This is a genomic window from Streptomyces sp. NPDC037421 (assembly GCF_055602105.1).
This window is the reverse complement of record NZ_JBVJWV010000008.1, coordinates 197505-210707: the sequence shown is the minus strand read 5'-3', so window position 1 is coordinate 210707 and position 13203 is coordinate 197505. Positions and strand designations below refer to the sequence as shown.

Annotated in this window: 13 protein-coding genes and 1 pseudogene; 6 read left to right on the top strand and 8 right to left on the bottom strand. The window is 74.1% G+C overall.

All coding sequences use genetic code 11. The annotated features are described in order from the left end of the window. Positions 1–80: 80 nt before the first annotated feature. The 4 genes from ACZ7IF_RS15290 to ACZ7IF_RS15275 form a co-directional block, all read right to left on the bottom strand. A complete protein-coding gene (locus ACZ7IF_RS15290; RefSeq protein ID WP_470970072.1) occupies positions 81–1310 on the bottom strand; it encodes a serine hydrolase domain-containing protein in 1230 nt (409 codons plus the stop codon). A gap of 84 nt (positions 1311–1394) precedes the next feature. Next, positions 1395–2414 carry a JmjC domain-containing protein gene (locus ACZ7IF_RS15285; RefSeq protein ID WP_470970068.1) on the bottom strand — a complete coding sequence of 340 codons (1020 nt, stop codon included), beginning with the start codon at positions 2412–2414 and terminating at the stop codon, positions 1395–1397. Further along, on the bottom strand, positions 2411–3466 hold the full coding sequence (locus ACZ7IF_RS15280; protein ID WP_470970062.1) for a cytochrome P450: 1056 nt from the start codon (positions 3464–3466) through the stop codon (positions 2411–2413). Before ACZ7IF_RS15280 ends, ACZ7IF_RS15285 begins: the two co-directional genes overlap by 4 nt. A gap of 89 nt (positions 3467–3555) precedes the next feature. Continuing rightward, the gene (locus ACZ7IF_RS15275; RefSeq protein WP_470970057.1) at positions 3556–3747 is read right to left on the bottom strand and encodes a hypothetical protein; all 192 of its coding nucleotides are present in this window, start codon (positions 3745–3747) and stop codon (positions 3556–3558) included. 81 nt (positions 3748–3828) lie between these two features. On the opposite strand from ACZ7IF_RS15275, the gene ACZ7IF_RS15270 reads away from it, so the two are divergent. From ACZ7IF_RS15270 to ACZ7IF_RS15260, 3 genes are all read left to right on the top strand, one after another. Next, positions 3829–5034, top strand: coding sequence for an FAD-dependent monooxygenase (locus ACZ7IF_RS15270; RefSeq protein WP_470970053.1), 1206 nt, complete (start codon positions 3829–3831; stop codon positions 5032–5034). Between the two features lie 119 nt (positions 5035–5153). Next, on the top strand, positions 5154–7037 hold the full coding sequence (locus ACZ7IF_RS15265; RefSeq protein ID WP_470970049.1) for a C1 family peptidase: 1884 nt from the start codon (positions 5154–5156) through the stop codon (positions 7035–7037). 17 nt (positions 7038–7054) lie between these two features. After that, a complete protein-coding gene (locus tag ACZ7IF_RS15260) occupies positions 7055–7369 on the top strand; it encodes a protease inhibitor I42 family protein (protein ID WP_470970045.1) in 315 nt (104 codons plus the stop codon). Here the strand turns inward: ACZ7IF_RS15260 and ACZ7IF_RS15255 are convergent. Further along, positions 7353–8528 (bottom strand): DUF418 domain-containing protein, encoded by a 1176-nt coding sequence (locus tag ACZ7IF_RS15255; RefSeq protein ID WP_470970041.1) that lies wholly within the window; start codon positions 8526–8528, stop codon positions 7353–7355. The two genes, ACZ7IF_RS15260 and ACZ7IF_RS15255, sit on opposite strands and share 17 nt — an antisense overlap. A gap of 146 nt (positions 8529–8674) precedes the next feature. On the opposite strand from ACZ7IF_RS15255, the gene ACZ7IF_RS15250 reads away from it, so the two are divergent. Together ACZ7IF_RS15250 and ACZ7IF_RS15245 are read left to right on the top strand one after the other, a co-directional pair. After that, on the top strand, positions 8675–9331 hold the full coding sequence (locus ACZ7IF_RS15250; RefSeq protein WP_470970037.1) for a GntR family transcriptional regulator: 657 nt from the start codon (positions 8675–8677) through the stop codon (positions 9329–9331). Continuing rightward, the gene (locus tag ACZ7IF_RS15245; protein WP_470970032.1) at positions 9328–10629 is read left to right on the top strand and encodes an MFS transporter; all 1302 of its coding nucleotides are present in this window, start codon (positions 9328–9330) and stop codon (positions 10627–10629) included. The genes ACZ7IF_RS15250 and ACZ7IF_RS15245 overlap by 4 nt, the downstream gene beginning before the upstream one ends. 43 nt (positions 10630–10672) lie before the next feature. Here ACZ7IF_RS15245 and ACZ7IF_RS15240 read toward each other — a convergent pair. Together ACZ7IF_RS15240 and ACZ7IF_RS15235 are read right to left on the bottom strand one after the other, a co-directional pair. Continuing rightward, positions 10673–10852 (bottom strand): annotated as a pseudogene (locus ACZ7IF_RS15240) (helix-turn-helix domain-containing protein); the annotation flags it as partial. Positions 10853–10900: 48 nt separating this feature from the next. Beyond that, positions 10901–11728: a maleylpyruvate isomerase family mycothiol-dependent enzyme gene (locus tag ACZ7IF_RS15235; RefSeq protein ID WP_470970028.1), complete on the bottom strand. Its 828-nt coding sequence runs from the start codon at positions 11726–11728 to the stop codon at positions 10901–10903. A gap of 139 nt (positions 11729–11867) precedes the next feature. Here ACZ7IF_RS15235 and ACZ7IF_RS15230 point away from each other — a divergent pair, with 139 nt between their 5' ends. Further along, positions 11868–12653 carry a carbon-nitrogen family hydrolase gene (locus ACZ7IF_RS15230; protein WP_470970025.1) on the top strand — a complete coding sequence of 262 codons (786 nt, stop codon included), beginning with the start codon at positions 11868–11870 and terminating at the stop codon, positions 12651–12653. A 36-nt stretch (positions 12654–12689) separates the two neighbouring features. On the opposite strand, the gene ACZ7IF_RS15225 is transcribed toward ACZ7IF_RS15230, so the two are convergent. Further along, on the bottom strand, positions 12690–13196 hold the full coding sequence (locus ACZ7IF_RS15225) for an LURP-one-related/scramblase family protein (protein WP_470970022.1): 507 nt from the start codon (positions 13194–13196) through the stop codon (positions 12690–12692). Positions 13197–13203: the final 7 nt, after the last annotated feature.

Sequence of the window (13203 nt, the reverse complement as noted above, 5' to 3'; positions counted from 1 at the left end):
CGGGTCTGTTGTCAGTGACCCCTGCTGGCTTGGCCGTCGGGATGGAGGCCGGTCAGAGAACCCTGGAGGTCCGGGCGGCCTCAGCCGTGCCTCGGCGGGGTCGGCTTGTGGCCCGGGTAGACGTGGTCCGGGGTGACGATCTCGGTGATGGCCTCGCCGAAGAGGGTGCTGGGCTCCTGGCCGTCGTGCAGGACGTCGGTGTTCAGGATGACCACCAGGGTCGCCCGTTCCTCCGGGAGGTAGACGCCGAGGCTCTCGTAGCCCGGGAGCGAGCCGTTGTGGCCGATCCAGCCCTGGACGTCGAACAGGCCCAGGCCGTAGCCGGCGCCGGGGATGCCGACCGAGGTGGTCTTCAGGCGCTCCGCCTGGGTGGCAGGGGTCAACAGGGTGCCCGTCGCCAGGGTCTTGGCCCAGCTGCGCAGGTCCTCCAGGTCCGAGATCATCGCGCCCGCGGCCCACGCCCACGAGGGGTTCCAGTCCGTCGAGTTCACGATGCCGCCGGACGCCGACTGGTCGGTGTAGCCCTGTGCGTGCGGGGAGGGGAAGTCCGCGTTCGTGGGGAAGAGGGTGTGGTGCAGTCCCGCCGGGTCTATGACCTGCTGTTTCAGGACCTGCTGGAGGGGTTGGCCGGTGACCTTCTCGATGACCAGGCCCAGCAGGATCAGGTTGGTGTTGGAGTACTCGAACTTCGCGTCGGGCGCGAAGTCCACCGGGTGCTTGAACGAGTAGTCCAGGAGCTGCCGCGGGGTGAAGGGGCGGGTTCCCGCGGTGGTGAGCGTCTTGTCGAAGTCGTCGTCCTCGCTGTAGTTGAACAGGCCGCTGCGCATGCCGGCCAGCTCGCGCAGGGTGATGCGGTCGCCGTTCGGGACGCCGGAGACGTACTTGCCGATGGGGTCGTCCAGGCCCGCCTTGCCCTGGTCGACGAGGCGGAGCAGGGCGGTGACCGTGAAGGTCTTGGTCTGGCTGCCGATGCGGGTGTAGAAGTCCGTGCGCATCCGGGCGCCGGTCTCCTTGTCGGCCACGCCGAACGCCTTCACGTAGCTGCCCTTGCCCGGTGCCCACAGCCCCACGATCACGCCCGGCACCTTCGCCTCGCGCAGGGTGTCCTGGACGGCCCTGTCGAGCTTCGCGGCCACCTCGGGGGTGAGCTGCGGGAAGTCCCCGCCCGTGTCCGGTGAAGGGGCCGCGGCGGCGCGGGCCGGGGCGGGCGCACCGTAGGCGGGGCCGGCGGCGGCCGGGGCGATGAGCACCCCGGCGGCGGCGAGGGCGGTGCAGGCCCGGCGCAGCCGGATACGGGCGGTCGGCGTCATGGCGCGGCCTCCTGTCGTCCCCGAGCAGCGAAGGACAAGGCGTACCCAGCGTAGGTCCGTGCTCCCGGGGCCGCCCGGCGGACCTCAGGTACGGGCCGCGTCGCGCAGCCGGCGCCAGGTGCGGCCGACGGAGGTCAGCCCGGGCCGGGCGGCGGTGTCCCAGGTGCGGGCCGTCTCCGCGAGCGGCGGCGCGGGCTCGGCCGGCCGCCGCGCCCGGGCGGCCCGGGCGGCGAGCCGCAGGTCCTCCGCGCCGACCGTGTCGAGTGCCGTACGCACGTGGCCCAGCAGCGTGGCGCAGGCGTCGGCGATCGCGGGCTCGCCCAGCGGGCGCGCCGGGAGGTCCAGCCCCTCGGTCAGCAGCTTCTCCAGGGCGGTCCGCAGGTCCTGGAGGGAGACGTCGCGGATCGTCAGCGACAGGTGCGCGGACAGCCCGGCGGCGCCCACCGCGCGGTGGGCGAAGCCGCGCGGGACGTAGAGCACGCTGCCGGGTTCGAGGACGCTGTGCAGGAGCCGCGGGGAGTGCTCGTCGTCCGGGAGCTCGCCCGGCTGCCAGTCCGCCACGGCCGGCGCGTCGTGGACGTACCAGGTCTTGCTCCCCGCGACCTGGAGGACGAACACGTCGGCGTCGTCGCGGTGCACCGCGAGGCCCTGGCCGCCGACGGGCGTGACGAAGAAGAACGCCTCCACGCGCCGGTCGAGTTCCTCGGACAGCCGCGCCACCAGATCGCCCGTCGGGCGGTGCCACTGGTCGACGCAGCGCAGCAGCAGCGTCGCCCCGGCGCGCAGCTGGGCGACGACCTTCGCCCGGTCGGCGAAGCCGGTGTACGTCATGCCGTTGACCACCCGGGAGGCGGTGTAGGCGTCGGGCGGTACGACGACCTTGTTGGAGCGGACCATCTCCAGGTAGGGGGTGCGCAGCAGGCCCGAGTCGAAGGCGGCGTCCAGTTCGTCGAGGTCGAACGGCGGGGCGAGCGACGGCGGTGTGAAGACGGCCGGCTCGCGCTGCCACCGGCGCTCGGCGAAGCTCGCGACGTCGCCGACCCAGTCGGCCAGCGTGGGCGATTCCATGGTGTGTCCCCCGGTCGTGTCGTCGGTGGCGGTCATGCCCCGGTTTCCGCGTCGAACCGGACGGAGAGCAGGGAGCGCAGGGGGACGTGCGTCTCCTCGCGCGGGCTGCGGATGGCGAGCCGGTGCCCGAAGGCGACCTCCAGCAGGGCTTCGGCCAGCGGCACGACCAGGTGCTTGGCCCAGCACCGGGCGCCGTCGAAGCCGAACGGCATGAAGGCGGGGGTCTTCTCGGGGTCCGCGACCCCCGCCCACCGCTCCGGCTGGAACTCCAGGGGGTCGTCCCAGAAGTCGGGGTGGCGGTGCATCAGGAGCGGGAAGAGCGCGACGTCGTCCTCGGGGCGGATCTCCGGGTGCAGGGCGGTGTACGCGTCCCCGCCCTTGCGCCACAGCATCCAGGCGGGCGGGAGCAGCCGCAGCGTCTCCCACAGGAACGGGGTGAGGTCGGGGCGGGCCGCCTGCTGCTCCCGGGCCGGCCCCATGAGCCACAGGGCGTTGCCGGCCAGTGCGGCCACGCCGTCGCAGAGGGTGGCGCTCGCCCGCCGGTACAGGGCGATGGCCTGCTTCCTGTCGCGGGTGCCGTGCGCGTCGCGGATCTGCCCGGCCAGGGCGCCGGCGGTGCCGCCGGGATCGGATCCCGGCCATACGGTGACGGCGCGGTCGACGAGCCGCGAGAGCGCGTCGGAGCCGGTGACGCCGCGCTTCGACAGCAGGGAGATCGGCAGGGGGTCGGAGGCGAAGAGCCACCGGCGCAGGTAGGAGGTGGCCGCGTACGGCCAGGCGCCCGACAGGCCGCGCGCCGGGGGCGGCGGGGTCCGGATGGCGGCCGTCACGTCCTGGCCCAGGGCGCGGATCGTCCGCGTCGCGCTGTCGTGGGGGATGTCGGCGCCCGCGGCGGGCTTGTAGACGGAGCGTTCCGCCGACAGGACGGGCCGGGCCGCGACGACTTCGGCCATCAGGGCGGGGTCACTGACACCGACGGTGGCCGCGTCGATCCGGAAGACCGTTTCCTTTCTGGCCAGCAGGTCCTGGATGCGCGGGGCGTAGACGACGCGGTGGCCGCCCACCGCATGCGGGGCCGTTTCTGCCATGGGGAACCTGCCTCCAGGGGGAAGGACATGGGGCGCCGGAGCGCGGGACGCGACAGGGGGATGCCGCGTCCCGCGCAGACTGGGGTGGGTCAGATGACGTGCAGGACCCACGCGTTGTTGGCGAGCTCCTCGTCCTTCTTGAACTTCTTCACCAGCGCCTTGATCATCTTCATCTGCTGCTCCCTGTGGGGATTGAGGATTCGATCGGGTGGTGTCGAAGAGGCCTGTTGACCTGCGGCGACCGGAGTCATGCTGGTCGGTGCCGCTGACGTTCGACTCACGCATCGCTAACGCCCTCCGGCAGCCGGTCCGCCCAGTACGGTGGTCGCCCCAGGGCAACTCGGCTGCGGCAGGGGGCGGTTATGCGGGGCGGAACGGTAGCGGTGGTCGGCGGCAGCATCGCGGGGTGCGCGTTCGCCTCCGCCGCGGTACGGGCCGGGGCCGAGCGGGTCGTCGTACTGGAGCGCACGCGCGGGCGGCTCGCGGACCGGGGGGTCGGGCTGTGCGTGCACGACGAGCGCGCCGCCGAACTGGCCGCCGCCGGGGCGCTGCCCGGCGGGATCCCCGCGCACCGGCTGCTGCGCCGGCGGTGGGTGGTGCGGGATCCGGAGGCCGGGCCCGGCGGGCGGCTCGTCTGGGAGCAGCCGTTCCCGTTCCACTCGTACCACTGGGGACTGCTGTGGCGCGGGCTGCGCGAGGCGACGCCGCAGGAGGTCGTGTACCGGCAGGGCGTGGCCGTCGCCGGGGTGGCCGGGGACGGGGGCGCGGCCGAGGTGCGGCTCGGGGACGGCTCCGTCGAGCGGTACGACCTGGCCGTCGGCGCGGACGGGTACCGGTCGGTGGTGCGGGAGGCGGTGGCCCCGGGGGCGCGGCCGCACTACGCCGGGTACGTGTGCTGGCGCGGGAACTTCGACGCGGGGCTGCTGGACGGGGCGGAGGCGTACCCCGAGTCGGTGACCACCGTCTGCTTCCCCGGCGGGAGCTGCGTGATCTACCGGATCCCCGGCCCGGACGGGCCGCGCGTGAACTGGGTGCTGTACGCGCCGCCCCCGCGGGGCGGGCGGCTGCGCTTCGACGACCCCACCAGCTTCCCGCCGGGCGCCCTGACCCCGGAACTGCTGGACCACCTGCGGGCGCTGCTGGAACGGGAGTTCCCGCCGTACTGGGGCCGGGCGCTGGGCCTCACCGACCCGGCGGACACCTTCGTGCAGCCCATCTACGACCTGGAGACCGCGAGCACCACCGCCGGCCGGCTCCTCCTCGCCGGGGACGCCGCCACGGTGGTGCGCCCGCACAACACCAGCGGCGCCGCGAAGGCGCTCCAGGACGCCACCGCCTTCGGGGCCGCGTGGGCCGGGGCGGGCACGTGGGAGGAGCTGCTGCGGGACTACCAGGCGGCCAGGGGCGCGGCCGGGCGGGAGCTGGTCGCGCTGGCGCGGCGGCTGGGGCGGGCGCAGGTGGAGCGGACGCCGGAGTGGGGGCGGATGAGCCGGGGCGAGGCCGAGGCCTGGTGGCAGGGGCAGTTGGGCGGGGCCGCCGGTATCGGGGGCCAGGCCATGACCCCGTAGGCGAACCCGCGTACGACCCCCGTGCCACCGCGCGACCGCGCGGCCCCCCTTGACGGGGGCATGCGGCGGGGAGAAGCTCCCCGGGCTCACGACCGAGGGTTGCAGCTGGGGGGCCGGGGATGCCGGAGGAGTCTGTCCAGACGGTGGGGGAGCTGCGGGCGCAGCTCGTGGAGCGCGGGGCGCGGTGGACCGTCAGCGAGCACCTGTCGGACGAGGAGCCCGTGCCGAGGCCCGCCCTCGGCCTGGAGCCGGGGGTGAACCTGACGCCCGCCGCCGAGGCGGGCTCCGTGGACCTGCGGGCGCTCGTGGGGAGGGCGAGCGGCAACCCGCACCTGACCCGGCGGCGCGCCGCCAACGGGCTGCTGGCGGGCGTGGGGGCGGCGCCCGGGCGGCCCGCCGCGGTCGACTGGCGCAACCGCTGGGGCTGGCCCTGGCTGACGAAGGTCAAGGACCAGAACCCCTGCGGCTCCTGCTGGGCCTTCGGCGCGGCCGGGCTCGTCGAGTCGATGGCCCGGATCGAGCACGACGTATGGGCGAAGCGCTCCGAGGGCGACGTCCACGACGGGCTGAAGTGCACCTGCGGACAGGGGAGCAACCCGGAGACCGCCCTCGACTGGATCAAGGACAACGGCGGCCTCGCCGACCCGGACTGCTGGCCGTACGGCACCCCGCCCCCCGGCCTCCCGGCCGAGCGGCGCGACGCCTGGCGCGCCGAGTACACGCCCAGCTGGGACCGCTCGGGCCGGACCGTCCGCATCGGCGACTACGTACGCCTCGGCGACGTCGAGCAGCAGAAGGTGTGGCTGGACACGGTCGGGCCGCTGACCGCCTGCTTCGACGTCTACGACGACTTCTTCGGGCTCGGATCGGGCGTCTACCACCGCACCAGCGACCACCTGGCCGGCGGGCACTGCGTGCTGGTCGTCGGCTACGACGACGCGGCCGGCTGCTGGCTGTTCAAGAACTCCTGGGGGCCCGGCTACCACGTCGGCGGCTACGGCCGGATCGCGTACGGCGAGGTCAACATCGACTACTGGGCCAAGTGCGGCCTGCGCGGCACCAACATCGACCCCTGGAGCAAGCGCCGCCTGCACGCGGGCAGCGCCTACGAGAGCGGCAACGGCCGCGCCCACCGCAACTTCGAGATGGCGGCGACCGCCGGCGGCGGCCGGCTCCAGCACTGGTGGCGCGAGGGCGACGCCCCCTTCGCCTGGGCCCGGGGCCGGACCTACGCCTGCGACGCCTCGGGGCAGCCCGCGTTCACCGGCACCACCTACAACCGGAACATGGAGTCCCTGCACGTCACCACCGGCGGCCGGCTGCGCCACTGGTACTACGAGCAGGCCGTCGGCGTGTGGCGCGACGGCGGTGCCTTCGGCCCGGGCGACGCGGCCATCGGCTCGACCCCGGCCTTCATCCAGAGCGACTACGGCAAGCCCGGCAACTTCGAGGTGGTCGTCCGCACCGCCGACGGCCGCCTCAACCACTGGTGGCGGATCAACGGCGCCCCCTGGACCTGGAACGACGGCGGCCGCTTCGCCTCCGGCATCGCCCACTACGGCCCCGCCCTCGTCCAGACCCGCTCCCGCACCCTCGACCTGGTCGCCGCCCGCACCGACGGCCGGATGCAGCTGTGGTGGCGCGACGACCCCAACGGCTTCGTCTGGCGGGCCGGGGAGGTCTTCGGCAGCCGCGTCAGCTCCGCACCCTGCCTGATCGAGGGCCAGTACGGGGCCGCCGACGAGGACACCGCCGGGAACTACGAGCTGTGCGCGGCAGTCGCCGACGGCCGGATCGAGCACTGGTGGCGGGGGAACGCGGCCGGCGCGCCCTGGGCCCGCAGCGCGGTCTTCGGGCACGACGCGCTCGCCGTCACCGGGATGCTCCAGGGCAGCTTCGGGTTCAACCTGGAAGTGCTCGTCCTGCGCACCGACCGCCTGCTCCAGCACTACTGGCGCGACGGCACGGGCTGGCACGAGGGCGCGGTGATCGGGCCGGCCTAGGACGCGGGAGGCGGCCGGTGGAGGTACGCGGGATCGCGCTGCGCGCCGGGGAGTCGTACGAGCTGCGGCTCACCGGGCGCGGGGCGCGCGGGTACGTGTGGACCTGGCAGGTCAGCGGGAACGCCGACGCCGTCTCGGTCACGGAGGGGGCCACCGGGCCCGTGCCCCCGGCCGCGGAGCCCGGCGCCCCGCTGGTCCGGACGTACGTGGTGCGCGGCCGCCGCCCGGGCGGTCGGGCCCGGATCCGCTTCGCGCAGATCCGGCCGCCCTACCCCGAGGAGGCCCCCTACGACGAGTTCGTCCTGGACGTCGAGGTCACCGGCGGGACCTGAGCGCCCAGTGCTGCACGGCCTCCAGCGGACCCCGGTCGAAGTACCGCAGCCACAGCCGGGACGCGGCGACCAGGAAGAGGCTCACCGCCGCCCACAGGCCCATCACCCACCACGGCCCGCTCCCGCCGAACCGCTCCGCCAGCCCGAGCCCGAAGCCGTAGCAGAGCAGAACGCACAGCAGGTTCTGGCCGACGTAGCAGGACAGGGCGGTGCGCCCGACGGAGCCGAGCGCACCCGCGCCGGGGACGGCGAACCGGTCGAGGGCCCACCCGATCAGGCCGATGTACCCGACGGCGACCAGCGGGGCGATGCCGTAGCGGCCCAGGACGAAGAAGTCGGGGCCGCCCAGCTCGGCGGCGATGCCCAGCGGCAGGCCGAGGCCGAGCCCCCAGGCGGCCATCCGGCCGCGGATCCGGCGCCCGGCGGCGGTCGGGCCGAAGGCGCCGGCGCGGTGGAGGCGGACGCCGAGGAGGAAGAGGAACACCAGCATCCCGAAGGTGAAGACGGGCTCGACGCGCAGGGCGAGGGCGTTGTCGAGCCGGAAGCCGATCTGCTCGGCCCAGCTGCCGTGCGCGTAGAGCCGTACGGCCTCCGGGTCCGGGGCCTCGGGGGAGTCCGGGGTGACCGCGTCGCCGAGGGTCACCAGGGCGACCAGCGTCAGGTGCACTCCGCCCGCGACCCACATCGAGACCCGGCGCACCCGCTCGGAGCGGGCCAGCAGCCAGGCCACCAGCAGCGCGGTGACGGCGTACCCCATCAGTACGTCCCAGGCGAAGACCAGGACGAAGTGGACGGTCCCCTCCAGGAAGAGGAACGCGGCCCGCCGCGGGTAGCGGCCGGGCCACGGCTCGCCCCGGCGGGCGGCGGAGTCGAACTGGATGGCCAGGCCCACGCCGAACAGGATCGTCAGCAGCGAGAGGAACTTGCCGTCGGCCAGGAACCGGAACGTGGTCTCGGCGATGGTGGCGGCGGAGGGGTCGGCGACCGGGTCGGGCAGGCTCAGGCCGCCCTGGAGGACGCTCCACTCGGAGCCGGGCGAGGCGAAGATCCAGACGTTGGTCATGAGCGTGCCGAGGATCGCGGCGCCGCGCAGGACGTCGAGCAGGGGCAGCCGGGTCGCGGTCGTGTCAGCCCGGGGTGTGACGAGGGTGTCGGCCATGTCTCCAGCGTCCCGGGGCGGACGGACCGCTTCGTCCTGCCGGTGGAGGAACGCGGGCTACACCCTTCGATGCAGCCGTGGGCGCCCGGCGTCCACATCGCGGACGGGGAGGATCGTTGCACGCTTCATGTATCTATCCTGTGCGCATGCCGTCTGCCACCCGCGCCACCACCGCCGCCGACCGCGTCTACCGGCACGTCAAGCAGGGCGTACTGGACCGCCGCTACGAGGGCGGGATCCTCCTCACCGAGGGCGAGCTCGCCGAGGCCGTCGGGGTCTCCCGCACCCCGGTCCGCGAGGCCCTGCTGCGGCTGGAGACCGAGGGACTGCTGCGGCTCTACCCGAAGAAGGGCGCGCTGGTGCTGCCGGTCTCCGCGCAGGAGATCGCCGACGTGGTCGAGACCCGGCTGCTGGTCGAGGAGTTCACCGTGCGCAGGGCCGTGCCGGCCCCGCCCGCGCTGCTGGAGCGGCTCACGGAGCTGCTGGCGGAACTGCGCCGGTGCGCGGACCGGGGCGACCTCGCCGCGATGACCACCGCCGACCGGTGCTTCCACGCCGAGATCGTCCGCCACGCCGGGAACGAGATCCTCGGCCGGCTCTACGACCAGCTCCGCGACCGGCAGCTGCGGATGGGCGTGGCCCTGCTGCACGCCCACCCCGACCGGGTGGAGCGCACGCTCGACGAGCACGCGGAGATCCTGGACGCCCTGCGCGCCGGCGACGCGGAGGCGGCCGCCGCGGCCGTACGCGGCCACGTGGGCCGGGTCGGCGCGCTGGTGCGGGGCGGCGGTGACGTGCGATGAACGCCGAGCCGCCCGGCGGCCGCAAGGCCGTCGCCGTCTGGTGCATAGGCGTCGCCGTCTACTTCGTCGCCGTCATCTTCCGCACCAGCCTGGGCGTCGCCGGCCTGGAGGCGGCGGACCGCTTCCACGTCAACGCCTCCGCCCTGTCCGCCTTCTCCCTGCTCCAGCTGCTGGTCTACGCCGGCATGCAGGTCCCCGTCGGCCTGATGGTGGACCGCCTCGGCACCAAGAAGGTACTGACGCTGGGCGCCGTCCTCTTCACCGCCGGACAGATCGGCTTCGCCCTCTCCCCCTCGTACGGCATGGCGCTGGCCGCCCGCGCCCTGCTGGGCTGCGGCGACGCGATGACCTTCATATCCGTCCTGCGGCTCGGCACCCGCTGGTTCCCCGCCCGGCGCGGACCGCTGATGGCGCAGCTGGCCGGGCTCGTGGGGATGGCGGGCAACCTGGTCTCCACCCTGCTGCTGGCACCCGTACTGCACGGCCTCGGCTGGGTGCAGGCCTTCGCGGGCAGCGCGGTGGCGGGGCTGATCGTCCTCGTCCCGCTCGTGCTGTTCCTGCGCGACCACCCCGAGGGGCACGAGCCGGCGCCCGTCACCCGGGGCGCGGGGGGCTTCGTACGCCGCCAGATCCGGGACTCCTGGCGCGAGCCCGGCACCCGCCTCGGCCTGTGGGTGCACTTCACCACCCAGTTCCCCGCGATGGTCTTCCTGCTGCTGTGGGGCATGCCGTTCCTCGTCGAGGCGCAGGGGCTGTCGCGGACCACCGCGGGCGGGCTGCTGACCCTGGTGGTCGCCGCGAACATGGGCTTCGGCCTGGTCTACGGGCAGCTCATCGGCCGCCGCCCGGGCGCACGCCTCCCGCTGGCGCTGGGCACGGTCGGCGCCACCGCGCTGCTGTGGGCCTCCGTCCTGGTGTACCCCGGCGACCGGGCCCCGATGTGGCTGCTGGTCACGCTGTGCGTGGTGCTCGGCACCTGCGGGCCCGCCTCGATGATCGGCTTCGACTTCGCCCGCCCCGCGAACCCGGCCGAACGGCAGGGCACCGCGTCCGGCATCACCAACATGGGCGGCTTCCTCGCCTCCATGACCACCCTGCTGGCGGTCGGCGTCCTGCTCGACGCCACCGGGGACGACTACCGGACCGCCTTCTCGTCGGTGTTCGTGGTGGAGCTGCTGGGCCTGACCCAGGTCCTGCGGCTGGCGCCCCGCGCCCTGGCCCGCGAACGCGAGGCCCTCGCCGTCCCCACGGCCGCCGGGGGGAGCCCCCGGAAGGCCGTGCGCCCCGCGCCCCGCTGACCCCGCGCGCCGACGCCTCCCGCACCGCCTCCTGCCGGTACTCGGTGGGACTCACCCCGTACGCGTCGCGGAACGCCCGGCTGAACACCGACGGATGGGTGAACCCCCACCGCCCCGCCACCGCGTGCACCGGCCGGGCGAGCAGCCCGGGGTCGGCCAGGTCGGCCCGGCACCGCTCCAGACGGCGCTGCCGGATCCGCGCCGCCGGGCTCCCCTCGGGCACCGCGCGTTCGCGCGTGAACAGGGGGACGCCCAGGCGCGGGCGGCGGTTCTACGGGGTCACGGCGAACGCCCCGAGGATGGCGGCGGCCAGCCCGGTGTCGCCCTCCACCTTCACCCGGTCCGCGACCGTGCGCGGCCGGACCCGGCCCGCGGCGAGCCGTACGTACGTCTCCCAGTCCATGGCCAGCGACACGTCCGGGCCCAGCGAGGGGGTCTTGTCGAGGGTGGCCCGGCCCGCCGCGTCCACCCGTACCGTCCGCAGGAACTCCACCGGCCCGTGCACGTCGATGACCACCACCGAGTTCGGCGGCGCGCCCGCGCCCTTCGCGACCACCTTCGGCAGCCCGGCGAGGAGGATGTCCCGCGCCACGAACGCGCCCGGCGAGTCCCAGTTCCCCGGAACGCCCAGCGCCGCCCGCAGGTCCTGCTCGTGGATCCAGGTGTCGAAGGCGCGCAGCCGCAGCGCGAACTCCAGCGTGATCTGGTTGCCCTGGGGCCCGCGCACCATCGTGGTGGCCGGATCCCGCTTCTCGTTGCGCAGCTGGCGCTGACGGCGGATGACCGTGTACTCCAGCTCCGAGGTCATCTCCGGGGCGGTGTGGTGGCGGCGTACGTCAACCGGCACCTCCATGTACCGGGTGAACTCGTCCACCACGTGCCGCAGGTCGCGCGGCAGGGTGTGGATCGGCCGCGGGTCGCCGAGCTGTTCCAGCTCAAGGCCGATGAGGTGCGACACGATGTCGCGCACGGACCACCCGGGGCAGGGCGTGGGCAGGTTCCACTGGCCCTCCGGGAGGGGGAGGACCAGCTCGGTTATCGCCTCGATGGAGTGCGTCCACGCGTCGGCATAGGGCTCAAGGCTGGGATGGACGGTCAACGGGACCCCTCGCTGGCTGTTCAGTGGCGCGTTGTGGACTATTCCCAAAACTACGCTGCCGATGAGCACCCCGACAGCGCTTTCGTGTGACGATCGTAGGCCTTGAGTTGACCGGCTGACATGCCAGGACGGTGGTAGTGTGCGCGCCTCGCTGATCCAAATCGCGGTGAACGAAGGGGAGTCGGTGGCTTCCCGGCGGCAGCGGGCCGCCGAACTCGTCAGGGAGCAGAGCGGCTCCGATCTCGTCGTGCTGCCCGAACTGTGGACGGTGGGCGCCTTCGCCTATGAGCAGTTCGAGACGGAGGCCGAACCGCTGGACGGCCCGACCTTCGCGGCCATGTCCAAGGCGGCGGGCGACGCCGGGGTCTGGCTGCACGCCGGCTCGGTCGTGGAGCGCGCCGGCGACGGCTCGCTCTACAACACCGCCCTCGTGCTCTCCCCGTCCGGCGAGCTCGCCGCGACCTACCGCAAGATCCACCGCTTCGGCTTCGACCAGGGCGAGGCGGTGCTGATGTCCGCCGGCGACTCCCTGACCACGGTGACCCTGCCGGAGCAGACCCTCGGCCTCGCCACCTGCTACGACCTGCGCTTCCCCGAGCTGTTCCGCGGGCTCGTCGACGCGGGCGCCACCACGATGGTCGTCGCCGCGGGCTGGCCGGCCCGGCGGCGCGAGCACTGGACCCTGCTGAACCGGGCGCGGGCGGTGGAGGACCAGGCGTACGTACTGGCCTGCGCGACGGCCGGTACGCACGCGGGCGTCGAACAGTCCGGGCACAGCCTGGTGGTGGACCCCTGGGGCGAGGTGCTCGCGGAGGCGGGCCCGGGCGAGGCCGTCCTGACGGTGGACCTGGACCCGGCGAAGGTCGCCGAGACCCGGGAGCAGTTCCCGGCCCTGAAGGACCGCACCCTGGGCCGCCACCCCTAGCCCCGGGGCTCCGGGGGGCTCCGGGGGGCTCCGGGCTCACCCCCCGGAGCTCCCTTCCTCCCGCTCCTTTTCGGCCATTCTGATCACGCAGACGGCGAGCGCCACCAGCAGCGCCGCGTCCGCGTCCTCCCGGACCACGTCGACGGCGTACGTCTCGCGGATCCGGTACCACTGGCGGGAGACGAGCGCGAGCAGCTCGCCCTCGTACTCGACCTTGAACTCGCGGTCCAGGATCCGCCCGCTGACGTCCAGCTCCGTGCCCTCCGCCATGGTCACGCGGAAGTGGTTGCGCAGCAGCGAGAGCCGCTTGCGCCGGACCACCGCCAGCCGGACCCCGTCCCGCTCCAGGGTCATCGCGTCCCGCAGGGTGAAGAGCTTCTCCCGCAGCGTCAGCAGCACCCGCCCCTGCGGATCCTCCAGTTCAAGGGTGTCGCGGAAGCGCAGCGCCTTCCCGTCGACGAGGAAGGCGTGCCGGCCGTCCTCGTCCTCGATCCAGTAGTCGTCCCCGATGGCCAGCAGTTTGTCCCGAACGAGGTATTTCATGCGCTGA